The following is a 14941-nucleotide window of genomic DNA, read 5'->3' on the forward strand; positions in this document are numbered from 1 at the left end:
CGTATATTAACCTCGATGACGGATAGATTGCGTTATCCAGGTAATGAAATTGTTGAATTATATTGTCATCGTTGGGAGATAGAACTTGGGTTTAGAGAAATCAAACAAACCATGCTTGATAACGCATACCATTTAAGAAGCAAGCGTCCAGACATGGTGCGTCAGGAGCTATGGGGCGTGTTACTCGCCTATAATTTAATACGAAGAATAATGACGATGGCGGCGACAGTCACAGGGATATGGCCTAACCAGCTTAGTTTCTCTAGCAGTTCGATGGCTGTCATTCAGTATTTCTCGTCAGTCTCTATAATGAGCCCAGGGAACATTCCAATACACTGGCAGCACTTACTCGATACACTGGTCTTATTTAAGCTTCCAGCTAGACGAGAGGATAGAAGATATCCCCGATGGGTTAAGCCAAAACCATCTAAGTATCCCCATAAAAAGAAAAATGCCAGTCAGCTTAACTGACTGGCATTAGCCAATTGGCGCTTTTTTATTGATTACTTTTAAATTATTGATCCCTATTTTTATCATCAAGGCCATCAATAGTAACGCCCTGTAAAAAGCCCGCACCTTGTTGTTCGTTATTGCGCAGTTTTATCATTAAGCGTAAATCATTTGGCGAGTCAGCATGGTGCAGTGCATCAGCGTAGTTAATTCGCTGCTGTCTGTACAACTCAAATAACGCTTGGTCAAAGGTTTGCATGCCCATTTCTTTCGACTTAGCCATTGCCTCTTTAATTCCGCCAATATCACCATTTTTTATCAGTTCAGCGACCATTGGTGAGTTAAGCAATATTTCAATAGCTGCAACACGGCTTTCACCATCAGCAGTCGGTACTAATTGCTGAGCTACAATTGCACGTAAGTTAAGTGCTAAGTCGTACTTAAGCTTATCGTGTTTTTCTTTTGGAACTAAATGCATAATACGGTCAATCGCTTGGTTCGCATTATTAGCATGCAGTGTTGCAACACACAGGTGCCCGGTTTCAGCAAAGCTTAGGGCGTATTCCATGGTTTCTTGCGAGCGAATTTCACCAATCAAAATAACATCTGGAGCTTGGCGTAATGAGCTTTTAAGTGCCGACTCAAAGCTTTCTGTATCAAGCCCTACTTCGCGCTGAGTAATAATACTTTTACGATGCTCATGAACAAATTCAATCGGATCTTCAATGGTCAGTATATGACCTCGTTGGTTACGGTTTCGATAACCAATAAGTGCAGCTAGTGAGGTCGACTTACCCGTACCTGTACCACCTACAAACAAGACAAGACCGCGTTTAGACATAATTACATCTGTCAGCGTAGATGGCAGACCTAAATCACTTACATCAGGAATTTGCGTCACAATACGGCGAATAACCATACCCGCTCTATCGCGCTGCCAAAAAGCAGAAATACGAAAACGCCCTTCGTCGGTAGCAATCGCAAAGTTACATTCTTTCGTTGTATGAAACTCTGCTTTTTGCTTTTCGCTCATTGCAGATTCAACTAACTCAAGCGATTGCTCATCAGTCAGTCTATCGTCACTGAGAGCTGTTAGTTCACCGTTTATTTTTGCACTCACGGGTAATTGACTCGATACAAATAGGTCAGAACCCTTTTTCTCAATCATTATGAGTAAAAAGTCGTTTAAAGATAAAGCCATAATAATTTCTTACCCACCAAATTGTGTTTTGTCTTGCGCTTTTTCTTTCGCTGCCGTATTTGTAACAATACCGTGATTAACTAAATTAGTTAAACACTGATCCATTGTTTGCATGCCCACAGACGCACCAGTTTGAATAGACGAATACATTTGTGCAATTTTATCTTCACGAATTAAGTTACGAATAGCAGGAACTGCAATCATAATTTCGTGTGCTGCAACTCGCCCACCACCAATTTTTTTAAGCAGCGTTTGTGAAATTACCGCACGTAAAGATTCAGATAACATTGAACGCACCATGGCTTTTTCTTCACCTGGGAATACATCAATAATACGGTCAATGGTTTTTGGTGCAGATGTTGTATGTAGCGTGCCAAACACTAAGTGACCCGTTTCGGCAGCAGTCATTGCAAGACGAATTGTTTCTAAATCACGTAACTCACCCACAAGTATTACATCAGGGTCTTCACGCAATGCACTACGTAGCGCGTTTGAAAAGCTATGTGTATCGCGGTGAACTTCACGTTGGTTAATTAAACTTAATTTATTATCGTGAACAAACTCGATTGGATCTTCTATTGTTAGAATATGGTGATGTTTATTTTGATTTATATAATCGACCATAGCGGCAAGTGTTGTTGATTTACCTGAACCCGTTGGCCCTGTTACTAACACGAGTCCACGTGGGGTATCAGAGATTGTTTTAAAAATATCTGGCGCACCTAAATCATCAAGCGTTAACACTTCACTTGGTATGGTACGAAATACCGCAGCAGGCCCGCGATTAGAGTTAAACGCATTCACACGAAAACGTGCTAAATTAGGCACTTCAAACGAAAAATCCACTTCGAGGTTTTGTTCGTAGTCCTTGCGTTGATTATCGTTCATAATATCGTAAACCAGACTGTTTACGTCTTTGTCTGCAAGGGCTGGTATATTAATGCGGCGAACATCACCGTCTACGCGTATCATAGGTGAAACACCCGACGATAAATGTAAATCGGATGCTTTGTGTTGCACACTAAACGCTAATAATTCGGTAATATCCATTTATGACTCCACAACTAACTGATAAATATATGGTTACAATAGCAGAACGACTCACATCCGCCTACGCTAGAATTGCAGACGCGGCAAAAAACACACAGCGAAACACTAACGAAATTACTCTACTAGCAGTGTCTAAAACTAAACCAAGCGAAGATATTATTGCAGCTTATGAGCATGGTCAGCGCGAATTTGGTGAATCTTATGTTCAAGAGGCTATAGATAAAATAGCTCAACTACAGTCATATAGCGACATCATTTGGCATTTCATTGGCCCTATTCAATCAAATAAAAGTGCACTAGTAGCTGCTTACTTTGATTGGGTGCAAAGTGTTGATCGCATAAAAATAGCAAAGCGATTAGATTCCCAGCGCCCAGACGATAAACCACCTCTTAATATACTTATTCAAGTAAATATAAGTAATGAGGAAGCAAAGTCAGGTTGCCGCCGCGATGAAATAGATGAACTTGCCGATTATATTAACCAATGTGAGCACTTAACACTTCGAGGTTTAATGGCAATTCCCGCTAAAAGCGACAAACTGGATACGCAAATTCAATCTTTTGAGCAATTACAAACTTGCTTTGATAAACTAAAGACCCAATATCCTCAAGCAGATACTTTGTCGATGGGTATGAGTAACGATGTTGAAGCTGCCATTAGCGCAGGCTCAACCATGGTAAGGATCGGCACAGACATTTTTGGAACACGAACTTAAAAGGTGATAACAGATTTATGTCAGATAAAAAAATCGCATTTATAGGCACAGGTAATATGAGCTACGCCATTATTGGTGGCATGGTAAAAAACGGCTTTAACGCAAGTAACATAATTGCGACTAACCGCAACCAAGAAAAGCTTGAAAAGGTAGCATTTGATTTCAAGGTGCAAACCACCAGTGACAATAACGAAGCCCTGCGCGATGCTGATGTAATTGTTTTGTCTGTTAAACCACAAATGATGGGCGATTTATGTAAATCGTTTCAAGAGTCAGGCGTAGACTTTAGCGATAAACTGTTTATTTCTGTTGCTGCGGGCTTAACTGTAAAACGTTTGCGTGAAATGCTAGGCCAAGACGTTAAAATGGTACGTTGCATGCCAAACACGCCATCTTTATTAGGTCGCGGAGTATCAGGTTTATATGGTGCGGGCGAAACACCAAGCGAACACGAATTTGTACAACAAGTTTTTGAATGTACAGGCATTGTTGTATGGGTGGAAAAAGAGTCACAAATTAACGATATTATTGCTGTAACCGGCTCATCACCTGCTTACTTTTTCTTATTTATGGAAGCCATAGAAGAAAAAGCTAAAGCGCTGGGCTTTAACGATGAAGACGCTCGTCGCCTGGTACAACAAACAGCCCTTGGCGCTGCCGAAATGGCACTTAGCCAGCCTGATATTAGTATTTCGCAACTACGTTCAAACGTAACATCTAAAGGCGGCACTACTCACGCAGCTGTTGAGCACTTAAAAGATGAAGGCTTAACTAAAACCGTTGGCGATGCAATGGATGCGTGTATTGCGCGTGCAGAGCAAATGGAAAAAGAACTTTAAAACCACTTTTTATTGAAGGTTACACTATGAATGCCATGCAATTTTTAATCAGTACCCTGTTTGATTTGTTTTTAATGGTGGTATTACTGCGCTTTTGGCTGCAGTGGGCAAAAGCCGACTTTTACAATCCAATGAGCCAGTTTGTGGTTAAAGCCACGTCGTTTGCGGTAAAACCACTGCGTAAAATCATTCCGGGGTTTGGCGGACTTGATCTAGCATCTCTGTTGCTGGCATTTATAGTGGCTGTAGCCAAAATTAGTACTTTAATGCTTGTTATATATAATGCGTGGGCAATACAGCCTGTGCTTATTCAAGCACTTATAACGGTACTAAAAGAAGGCCTTAATTTAGTATTTTGGGTACTTATTATTCGCGCTATTTTAAGTTGGGTTAGCCAAGGCTATAACCCTATAGAAGCGGTTTTCCACCAGCTTACTGAACCAATGCTAAAACCAATTCGTAAAATATTGCCATCAATGGGTGGCTTAGATTTATCAGTTTTAGTGCTTATTATTGGTATTCAGTTTTTGCAAATGCTGCTTATGGATTTTTTAGTCTAATATGGATTTTTTAATTAGAGGCCCAAAGGCCTCTTTTTTATATGTTTTGAGGAATACATAATGAACCGTTTAATTAAGTTTTGTTTTATTGCTTGTTTAGCATTTGCATTTAACGCGCAAAGCGAAGAAATGCAGGGCGCACAATACAAGGAGCTTGGCCCTTGGCAAGTCCATTACATCGCCTTTCCTTCTACTTTTATTCAGCCAAAAATAGCAAAAGCATACAACCTTGAGCGCAGTGGCTACAAAGGGGTTGTAAACATTTCTATATTAAAAAATGATGCCGATAAAACAGCACAAACGGCAAAGCTTACAGGCACAGCTAAAAACCTACTTGGCAACAAACAAACGCTTACTTTTAAAGAAGTAAAAGAAGGTGAGTCAATTTATTACCTTGCCCAAGTTGATTACACCAACGAAGAGATTTTACGCTTTGAGATTGAGATACAACAAAATAATCAATTTCAAAAATTACAGTTTCAGCAAAAATTTTACGTAGATTAATAACATGACCAAAACTTTAGTACTTGCTACAGGTAACCCTGGCAAAGTAAAAGAGCTAGCTAACATGCTAAGCTCTTTGAATATTAATGTAGTTCCACAGAGCGATTTTAACGTAGGTGAAGTTGCCGAAACCGGCACTACCTTTGTTGAAAATGCCATTATTAAAGCGCGCCATGCCGCTAAAATTACTGGTATGCCTGCTATTGCCGATGACTCAGGTTTAGAAGTTGATGGCTTAAATGGTGCGCCCGGTGTGTATTCAGCCCGTTTTGCAGGCCCAGGTGCCAGCGATCAAGATAACATTGATAAGTTACTTGTAGATTTAGGTGATAACCCTATTCGCAGTGCACGCTTTTGGTGTGTACTGGTGTTAATGCGCCACGCAGACGACCCTACTCCGCTTATTTGTAGTGCTAGTTGGGAGGGCGAAATTACGCTCACTCAAAATGGCAATGGTGGATTTGGTTACGATCCTGTGTTTTTTGTAGCAGAGAAAAATTGTACGAGTGCTGAGCTTACAAAAGAGCAAAAAAATGCAGTGAGTCATCGCGGACAAGCGCTGCAAAAATTATTACTAGAACTACAGCAAAAAGGCGGCCTGTGAACCTTCCACCACTGAGCTTATATGTGCACGTGCCTTGGTGCGTGCAAAAATGCCCGTACTGCGATTTTAATAGCCACGGACAAAAAGGTGAAATACCTGAAGCTGAATATGTTCAACACTTAATTGATGACTTAAAAGCAGATTTGCACTTAGTGCAAGGACGTAAAATTCACAGCATTTTTATTGGTGGCGGCACGCCAAGCCTATTAACTGGTGCAGCTTATACCCAATTATTAAATGAAGTCGACAACCTAATTGGGCTTGAAGAACACTGCGAAATTACCCTTGAAGCCAACCCTGGTACAGTAGAAACAGGTCGCTTTAAAGATTACGTAAAAGCAGGCATTAACCGTATTTCTATCGGTGTGCAAAGCATGCAAAACGACAAGTTAAAAGCACTTGGTCGGATTCATGGCAGCGACGAGGCAAACTATGCTGCGCAACAAGCTAAAGAAGCCGGTTTAAATAGCTTTAATCTTGATTTAATGCATGGCTTACCTGGGCAAACCCTTGATGATGCTCTGAGTGATTTAAAACAAATAATAGCGCTCGATCCACCGCATATATCTTGGTATCAACTAACTATTGAACCCAATACTCAGTTTGCTTCAAAGCCCCCTACCTTGCCACAAGATGAAACACTGTGGGACATTCAAGAACAAGGGGTTGAGTTACTCGCGCAAGCAGGTTACGTGCAATACGAAATATCGGGCTATGCAAAACCGAGCTATCAATGCCAACATAACTTAAATTATTGGCGTTTTGGCGATTATCTCGGTATTGGTTGCGGCGCACATGGTAAGGTTACTGATGCAAATACAAGGCTTATAACGCGTACCGAAAAGGTTAAACATCCTCGCGGCTATATGGATTTAATTAAACCGTATATGTATAAAAGCTGGCATGTAGAGCAAGACGATTTAGCGTTTGAATTTTTTATGAATCGCTTTCGCCTTGTTGAGTCTTGCCCAATTAATGATTTTAATAAACTAACAACACTGCCGCTGCAAAGTCAGCAAAGTGCATTAAACCAAGCAATAAATAAAGGTTTATTGACTCAAACAGACAGCCATTGGCAGGTAACCTTAAAAGGTCATCGCTTTTTAAATGACCTGCTAGAATTGTTTGTGTAGCGCTAAGGCACTGCACAACAATATAAAACTAATAAATATAAATCACCCTAATGGGTTTCTAACAACAAAAGGGAAAACAATGCGTAAACTCACTTTTATTGCGGCCGCAGTAAGCGTTGCACTACTTGCTGGTTGCCAGCAAACAACACAACAATCTACTTCAGCCCCTATTGCACAAGCAGTTCAATCACAACAAAGTGAAATAGACAAAGCCAATGCATTTTTTGAAGATACATTTAACCGCGATGTAATGAGCAGCCCTGTATATCAAACATACATGGGGATTAAGCAAGATTACGATAAATGGGACGATGGCAGCGAAGAAAGAAAGCTTAAAGATTTAGCACAAACAAAAGCTGACCTAGTTGCATTAAAAGCAATTAATCGTGATTTATTAGATTATGCAACAAAAGTTAGCTACGACTTAAAAAAACAGGATCTTGAAAGCTCAATTGCTGACTTTAAATGGCGCTACCATAATTACCCTGTGAACCAAATGTTTGGTACGCATTCTATGATCCCTGCGTTTTTAATTAATCAGCACTCAATTAGTAATGTAAAAGAAGCTAAAGACTACATTTCACGCCTAAATGGTGTAACTGGTGTTATTGATCAGCTTATCGTTGATTTAACTGTACGTGCAGAAAAAGGCATCATAGCCCCTAAATTTGTATTCCCGCATGTTATTGATTCAAGCAAAAACATTATTCACGGTGCACCGTTTGAAAAAGGCGATGATTCTACATTGCTTGCTGACTTTAAACGAAAAGTAACAGCGCTTGAAATTGGCCAAGGCGAAAAAGACTCGTTAATCAGCGATGCATCAGATGCATTAAAATCGGCTGTTAAACCATCTTACTCTAAGCTAATTAATTACCTAGCGCAGCTTGAGAAACGTGCTGATGATCGCGATGGCGCATGGAAATTACCAGATGGCGAAGCGTTTTATAACAACGCACTTAAGCGCACTACAACAACAGATTTAACGGCTAAAGAAATTCATGCAATTGGTTTATCTGAAGTGACACGTATTCATGATGAAATGCGTGAAATTAAAGATAAAGTAGGCTTTAAAGGCGACTTAAAAGCGTTTATGCAGTTTATGAAAACTGACAAACAATTTTACTACCCTAATGATGCACAAGGTAAGCAACGCTACCTTGATGAAGCCACTGGACTTATTGATACAATGAAAACACGCTTAGATGAGTTATTCATTGTTAAACCAAAAGCTGATTTAAAAGTAAAAGCAGTTGAAGCATTCCGTGAAAAAGCAGCGGGCAAAGCATTTTACCAACAGCCAGCTCCAGATGGTTCACGCCCAGGTATTTACTACGCGAACCTCTATGACATGGAAGCTATGCCAACATATCAAATGGAAGCACTTGCTTACCACGAAGGTATTCCGGGTCACCACATGCAAATCGCTATTTCGCAAGAGCTAGAAGGCGTTCCTAAGTTCCGTAAATTTGGTGGTTACACAGCATATATTGAAGGTTGGGGTTTATACTCAGAGTTCATTCCTAAAGAAATGGGCATGTACTCAGACCCTTACTCAGATTTTGGTCGTCTTTCAATGGAGCTATGGCGCGCATGTCGTCTAGTGGTTGATACGGGTATTCACGCGATGAAGTGGACTCGTCAAGAAGGTATTGATTACTACGTAAATAACACGCCTAATGCAACATCTGACGGTGTTAAAATGGTTGAGCGTCACATTGTAATGCCTTCACAAGCAACGGCTTATAAAGTGGGTATGCTTAAGATTTTAGAGCTTCGTGAAGACGCTAAAAAGCAACTGGGTGATAAGTTTGATATTCGCCAGTTCCACGACGTAGTACTTAAAAATGGTCCTGTACCACTAAATGTACTAGAGAACTTTGTTAATGAATGGGTAGCAAGCAAAAAAGCTTAAAACCAATTTAAACAATTGCTTTAAATATGAAAGGTCGCATTTGCGGCCTTTTTTGTTTTATAGTAGTAAAAAAGATTTTTGGAAATAATAATGGATTTAAGCATACAACTACTTAATGCGCGTATTTCAAAGCAACAGTTAAATGAGCTCGATAACGACTTTAAGCAGTTAAGCCCTGCTCAGCAAACTTTGCAGCTTAACCATTTATATGACAGCGCCCAACGGTTGAGTGTTAAGTATGACTTTATGCAAAACATAGCAATCCGTATATTAAGTACTAATACAGCACCTTCTCCATTTATTAATCAACTCACTAATATTGACGCATTGAGCTTTTTTACCCCAGCGCTCAAACTCAATAAAGGCTTTTTAGTACAAGATACACAAGGAAATAACGTACTGCACAATGTGTTTAAGCATGCCGATGCGACAAAGCTGCCATTTAACTATGTGCGCTCTTTGATGTTGTTTGAATCAAATGATGAGTTAGCTAAAGCGCTGGCGCAGCCCAACTCTCATGGCTTAACACCGGTTGCCTGCTACATAGCCTATGCAAATAAACCTAGCACACCGGTAAAGCATGAATTTTCAGCTTTGTTAGCATTAATGGAAATAGAGCAAAAACAAAATCCTAACGCTAAACAGCAGCTTGCCAACGTAATAAAAGAGCAAAAAGTTAACGAGACCACAATTTTACTGAGCGCCGCTTACTTGCAACGCTCAACGGCGCAAGTTGCTCACTTAATCAAGGCGCTTTAATTCACTCACAACTTCTGTACGCACACTGTCTATGGCATGTGTAATAGATTGTGCAGCACTTTGGTGATCAACCATATTTGGCCAATTTGTTTGCCAGACCTTTTGTAAGTCTTTTGTTTTTAAATGTACTTTATCAACGGCTAAGTAGCTTAAGTCATGAATTAAGTTAACTTTAACCCAGCCTTTTCTGGGGCTGCCATCTATTTTGTTATTATCGTAATGTGCCGCAAATACAATAAGCTCAAGCTCGGCTAGTTCTTGTAAGATTTGAAAGCTAGCAATGCGTGTATTGTTGTTATCTTCACTTGCCTCCATCCGCAATGCATTATAACTAAAGCCTATAAACGCAAATACTACGCTCGCTATAGCAGTGAAAAAATACGAACGGGGCGCCAGTACAAACTGACCATATTTAGACTCTGACATATTATTTCCTAGGGCCTGTTTATCTTTCGAGGTTAAATTTGCAGCAGTATGTTTGGTATTTAGGCAAGGCAGAGCCTATGCAGTGTGGTTATTTCCCATAAATAGGCGGTAACGTGGAATAAATGCCAAACATGCGCTGCCGAAGGGTTCTGCCTAGGGGCAATTTACTCTTTGTTGCCTACATGGATGTAGGTAAGGGGCGTGAGCAGGACGCGGAAGCTTAGCTCGGTTTTTACTTAGCCCGCTAGGTTACAAACCTCACGCCGCGATTAAATCGCACCTAAATTGAACAAATTTTAATTCTGAAAGGTCAACAGGCCCTAGTCATTTAAGTAATATTCAACACTGGTTACCACTCTTATATTTTTTATTTGCGGTGTGTTTGAATCTCGATTACTGATACTAAATTGCCCTTGGCGAGCTGTTTTTATTTTGCCTAATTTTGAATTAGAGTCTTTAGCAAATTTATTAGCGACTTCACGCGCTTTTTCAGTTGCTTCTTGCACCATCGCAGGCTTTACATCATTGAGGCCAGTAAAGATGTATTCAACTTTTGTTTCGTAGCTATCTTGCACTATTGCGATATCTTGTTTAGCAAGCTGGCTTACTTTACTCAGCGCGTTTTGCACTTTATCTGGCGCAGCAGAATAAACAATAATATTTGAGCGCACTATGTATCTAAATTGTTGATTTTCATTACTGTATTCACGTGCTTGCTTATCAATAACTGACTGGCTACCTATTGTTATTTCATCGTCGTCAAAACCATGGAGTTTTAAAAAAGCAGTTACCGCATCATTTTTTTTCTCAACTCGGCTTACTAATTTTTCAAGGTTATTGTCGGCATCACTAAATTGCAGAGGCCAAATTACCGTATCGGCTATTACTTCTCGCTCGGCCAATCCCTTAACCTGCACAGTACGTTCCATCCCTTTCACACTCAAAGCGGTACTTTTTAAAATAAACCCTAAGCTAATTAAGCCTATACTTAAACAAATAGCCGCTATAACAATGTAAAAACCGGGGTTTTTATTCACAATAATCTCCTTGATTGATATCAATAATAAGCATCGAGACGCTCGAAATAACACAGTAAACAGGGTACATTGAAACTATAAATAACGCAAAATTTAATCAGCCTAGGAAAAACCATGAGCCTTAAGCGTATAACCCAATTTTTTAACCCAAGCTCAGTGGCCGTTATTGGCGCCTCTAACATATCAACTCGGGCTGGTTTTGTGGTTATGCGCAACTTACTTCAAGGTGGCTTTAAAGGGCCGATAATGCCTGTTACTCCAAGCCATAGCGCAGTACATGGCGTACTTGCTTACCCTTCTATTGCTGACTTACCAAAAGTACCTGACCTTGCTGTTATTTGTACTAACAAAAACACCTTAATTGATATTATTGAGCAGCTTGGAGAGCTTGGCTGTAAAACAGCTATTGTTATTGCCGATGGGCTGTCTGGGGAGCAAAAAAGCGCGCTTAAAGCATGCGCTCAAGCCAAGCAAGTTACTTTGCTTGGACCCAACTGTTTAGGCTTGCTGATCCCTCATATTGGGTTAAATGCGAGCTTTTCACATACCGTGGCAAGCCCAGGTAAAATAGCATTTGTATCGCAATCAGCAGCAGTATGTTCAACCATTTTAGATTGGGCTAAAAACAAAGAAATTGGCTTTTCATATTTTGTATCAGTAGGCGATTGCCTTGATATAAACTTCAATGAGCTACTCGACTTTTTAGGTCGTGATGCTAAAACAAAAGCTATTTTACTCTACATAGATAACATTGAAGATATTCGTGGCTTTATATCAGCAGCAAGAGCCGCGGCCTTTAGTAAACCTGTAATTGCGATTAAAACAGGTAAAACAACTGCCGGCGCACTTGCAGCCGAAATTCACACCGGCGGAAAGCAAAGCTCTGACGCTGTTTACGATGCGTTATTTCAACGAGCGGGTATGCTGCGCGTAAATGACTTACGTGAACTGTTTGCAGCGACACAAACACTCGCCATGCATCCAAAATTATTAAAAGTAGAACAACTGACAATTTTAACTAATGGTGGCGGCCCAGGTGTTATGGCCGTTGATGAGCTAATTCAAAGCTCCGGTAAATTAGCAGAACTAAGCATTGAAACCCGAAATGCGCTAAATAAAGTCATTCCGCAATCAGAAACCACCTCAAACCCTGTGGATATTTTTGGCGACTCAGCACCTGCGCGTTATAAGCAAGCATTAGAAATTTTACTGCACGCAAAAGAAGTTAAAAACTTACTGATTATCCATACTCCCTCAGCGCTTGCGCCCAGCGAAGACTACGCCAACATTATTGTAGAAACCTTACAAACATTACCTAAAATGGCGCGCCCTTACGTTATAACTAACTTTATGGGTGAAGACGCATCTTACGCTGCCAGAAAAGTGTGCTCTAACAACGCAATACCTACTTATAGAACACCCGAAGGGGCTGTTGGCGCATTTATGCACTTGGTAACGTATCGTCGTAACCAAAAGCATTTAACGCAAACACCTGAGTCGAACACTGATGACGCTAAAATAAATAAGGTGGCAGCTAGAACCCTTATTAATGAGTTTTTAGATGATGGACAAAGCTACTTACCTACTCATCAGGCAAGCCAAGTATTAAACCACTATGGTATTAAATGCATTCAAACTGAAGTGGCTTACACCCCAACAGAAGCCAAAGAGCAAGCCATTGAGCTTGGTTTTCCAGTCGCGTTAAAACTTATTAGCCCAAGTATTGCTTCGAAGTCTGAAGTAGGTGGTGTGGTACTTAACTTAAACGACGCCAACGAGGTTGAACAAACTGCTTTTGCGATGCTTATCCGTATTAAAAACACTTATCCGGATGCTGTTATTGAAGGGTTTTCATTACAAAAAATGGCGCCGCGAGCAGGCGCAAATGAGCTGCGAATTGCAATTAAAACCGAGCCTAATTTTGGCCCAGTTATATTATTAGGTGAAGCAGGCACCGGCCTTGAATATGCACAAGCCGCCGTTGCTCTGCCTCCACTGAATATGAACTTGGCAAAGTATTTAATTGCCGCAGCGCACGACAAAGGCGTATTAAAGGAGCGCATACTCCCCGAAAAAGTTGATAAGTATCGTTTATGTGCACTGCTAACGCGTATTTCTCAGTTAGTTATTGATCAACCCGATATAAGCTCAATGGAACTAAATCCTATACTTGCCAGCAATGGGCAGTTTTTAGTGCTCGATGCCACTATGACACTTAACCGCTATCAAGCTCAGAGCAATCGTAAGCGCTTATCTATTCGTCCCTACCCTATTGACCTTGTTGAAGTGGTAACACTTAAAAATAACACTCAAGCTACGCTCAGACCGATAAAACCGGAAGATGAACAAGCTCATAAAGTATTTGACGAGTCACTTAACAAAGAAGACAGATATAAACGCTTTTTTGGCGAGCTTCCACAGTTTAACCACGATCAACTCGCTAAAATGACGCAAATTGATTACGACCGTGAAATGGCGTTTATTGTGTGCCAACGCTTTGAAGGTAAAACCCGTACACTGGGTGTGTCTCGCGTCATTATGGACCCCGACAACCTACATGCTGAGTTTGCTATTGTAGTACGCTCAGACTGCCAAGGCTTAGGGCTTGGTCGTATACTAATGAGCGCTGCAATTAATCACTGCAAACGCCAAGGTGTAGAGTCGATTGAAGGCATAACCTTACCAGAGAATACAGGGATGATTGAACTTGCCCGTAAGCTAGGTTTTAAAATTAGTCGCGACTTTGAAGAAGGAAGTATTAACATGGTACTTAAACTTAAATAATGAATGATCCGCAAACTTTACGCCAAAAAATGGCTTGCCTGTTTGAAGGTACAGGTCAATATCAACGTTCAGGGCATATTCTTGATATTGCACTCATTAGCTTAATAATGATTAACGTTGTAGCCATTGTTATTGAGTCAATCCCAAGTGTGGCAGAGCAGTATTACTACGAATTCTTAGTTTTAGAAATTATATCGGTCGCTATTTTTGCTATTGAATACTTAGCCAGGCTTTGGGCCTGTGTAGATAAAACACAATATGCAGCAATGGAAGGCTCAAACAGTAAACGCAGATTAAAGTATTTTTTATCACCACTTGCGTTAATCGACTTAATAGCGATTTTGCCAAGCTTAATGATGTTTTTATTTCCTCTCGATTTACGTTTTTTACGCATACTCAGATTATTAAGAGTATTTAAACTCACTCGCTACTCACGCGCCATGCAGCTACTTTTAAAAGCCTTTAACGATGAAGGTAGTTCATTAATGGCTGCTTTTTTTATTATGGCCGTCGTGCTTATTTTAGCTTCATGCGGAATTTACTTAATTGAGCACGACATACAACCCGATAAATTTGGCTCTATTCCTGCGGCTATGTGGTGGGCAATGGCAACACTAACAACCGTTGGTTATGGCGATGTAGTACCTATAACGCCATTGGGTAAGTTTTTCGGTGGTGTTATCACGCTACTGAGCATGGGTATGGTCGCTATTCCTACCGGGTTACTCGCGTCTAGTTTTTCAGAACAGATACGTAAACGCCGTCAGTTTTTTGAAGACGCTGTGCACGAGTCAATTCAAGATGGCACACTTAATGACACCCAACAAGTACACCTAGAAGAGCTACGCCATAAGCTAGGCTTGAGTAAACTTGAAGCTAATAAGGCCATTAAAACGCAGTTAAATGAGCATAACAGCCATTTGTTTTGCAGACACTGCGGTAAAAGACCCTAAATCCGTGCGA

The 14941-nt window shown here is 40.5% G+C and carries 15 protein-coding genes; 11 read left to right on the forward strand and 4 right to left on the reverse strand.

What is annotated here, in order from left to right:
* Window positions 1–471: transposase (locus I6F10_RS15425; protein ID WP_197099094.1), on the forward strand; the 471-nt coding region annotated here is incomplete at its 5' end.
* Between the two features lie 43 nt (window positions 472–514).
* Here I6F10_RS15425 and I6F10_RS15430 read toward each other — a convergent pair.
* The gene (locus I6F10_RS15430; protein ID WP_197099095.1) at window positions 515–1651 is read right to left on the reverse strand and encodes a PilT/PilU family type 4a pilus ATPase; all 1137 of its coding nucleotides are present in this window, start codon (window positions 1649–1651) and stop codon (window positions 515–517) included.
* A 9-nt stretch (window positions 1652–1660) separates the two neighbouring features.
* Complete coding sequence (locus tag I6F10_RS15435; protein WP_024596218.1) at window positions 1661–2701, reverse strand: type IV pilus twitching motility protein PilT; 1041 nt, start codon at window positions 2699–2701, stop codon at window positions 1661–1663.
* Between the two features lie 2 nt (window positions 2702–2703).
* Here I6F10_RS15435 and I6F10_RS15440 point away from each other — a divergent pair, with 2 nt between their 5' ends.
* From I6F10_RS15440 to I6F10_RS15475, 8 genes are all read left to right on the forward strand, one after another.
* Entirely contained in the window at window positions 2704–3417 is a 714-nt protein-coding gene (locus I6F10_RS15440) for a YggS family pyridoxal phosphate-dependent enzyme (RefSeq protein ID WP_231619982.1), read from the forward strand.
* Window positions 3418–3434: 17 nt separating this feature from the next.
* Window positions 3435–4256 carry a pyrroline-5-carboxylate reductase gene (proC, locus tag I6F10_RS15445; RefSeq protein ID WP_039488316.1) on the forward strand — a complete coding sequence of 274 codons (822 nt, stop codon included), beginning with the start codon at window positions 3435–3437 and terminating at the stop codon, window positions 4254–4256.
* 26 nt (window positions 4257–4282) lie between these two features.
* Window positions 4283–4816, forward strand: coding sequence for a YggT family protein (locus tag I6F10_RS15450; protein WP_002962568.1), 534 nt, complete (start codon window positions 4283–4285; stop codon window positions 4814–4816).
* Window positions 4817–4876: 60 nt separating this feature from the next.
* Window positions 4877–5320 (forward strand): DUF4426 domain-containing protein, encoded by a 444-nt coding sequence (locus tag I6F10_RS15455; RefSeq protein WP_165723835.1) that lies wholly within the window; start codon window positions 4877–4879, stop codon window positions 5318–5320.
* A gap of 4 nt (window positions 5321–5324) precedes the next feature.
* Window positions 5325–5924 carry an XTP/dITP diphosphatase gene (locus tag I6F10_RS15460; protein WP_002962573.1) on the forward strand — a complete coding sequence of 200 codons (600 nt, stop codon included), beginning with the start codon at window positions 5325–5327 and terminating at the stop codon, window positions 5922–5924.
* Window positions 5921–7057 carry a radical SAM family heme chaperone HemW gene (hemW, locus tag I6F10_RS15465; protein WP_197099096.1) on the forward strand — a complete coding sequence of 379 codons (1137 nt, stop codon included), beginning with the start codon at window positions 5921–5923 and terminating at the stop codon, window positions 7055–7057. Before I6F10_RS15460 ends, hemW begins: the two co-directional genes overlap by 4 nt.
* A 79-nt stretch (window positions 7058–7136) precedes the next feature.
* Complete coding sequence (locus I6F10_RS15470) at window positions 7137–8972, forward strand: DUF885 domain-containing protein (RefSeq protein ID WP_165744987.1); 1836 nt, start codon at window positions 7137–7139, stop codon at window positions 8970–8972.
* 90 nt (window positions 8973–9062) lie between these two features.
* The gene (locus I6F10_RS15475) at window positions 9063–9731 is read left to right on the forward strand and encodes a hypothetical protein (protein WP_197099097.1); all 669 of its coding nucleotides are present in this window, start codon (window positions 9063–9065) and stop codon (window positions 9729–9731) included.
* On the opposite strand, the gene I6F10_RS15480 is transcribed toward I6F10_RS15475, so the two are convergent.
* Both I6F10_RS15480 and I6F10_RS15485 read right to left on the reverse strand, forming a co-directional pair.
* Window positions 9714–10157, reverse strand: a complete 444-nt coding sequence (locus I6F10_RS15480) for a hypothetical protein (RefSeq protein WP_197099098.1) — start codon at window positions 10155–10157, stop codon at window positions 9714–9716. The genes I6F10_RS15475 and I6F10_RS15480 overlap by 18 nt on opposite strands.
* Window positions 10158–10477: 320 nt before the next feature.
* Complete coding sequence (locus tag I6F10_RS15485; RefSeq protein ID WP_182671393.1) at window positions 10478–11194, reverse strand: SIMPL domain-containing protein; 717 nt, start codon at window positions 11192–11194, stop codon at window positions 10478–10480.
* Window positions 11195–11308: 114 nt separating this feature from the next.
* Between I6F10_RS15485 and I6F10_RS15490 the strand changes: the two genes are divergently transcribed.
* Window positions 11309–13978 (forward strand): bifunctional acetate--CoA ligase family protein/GNAT family N-acetyltransferase, encoded by a 2670-nt coding sequence (locus tag I6F10_RS15490; RefSeq protein ID WP_188161433.1) that lies wholly within the window; start codon window positions 11309–11311, stop codon window positions 13976–13978.
* Complete coding sequence (locus I6F10_RS15495; protein ID WP_197099099.1) at window positions 13978–14931, forward strand: ion transporter; 954 nt, start codon at window positions 13978–13980, stop codon at window positions 14929–14931. Before I6F10_RS15490 ends, I6F10_RS15495 begins: the two co-directional genes overlap by 1 nt.
* The last annotated feature ends 10 nt before the right edge of the window (window positions 14932–14941 follow it).

The sequence above is a fragment of the Pseudoalteromonas sp. SWYJZ98 genome, from assembly GCF_015864495.1.
Lineage (GTDB): Bacteria > Pseudomonadota > Gammaproteobacteria > Enterobacterales > Alteromonadaceae > Pseudoalteromonas > Pseudoalteromonas distincta.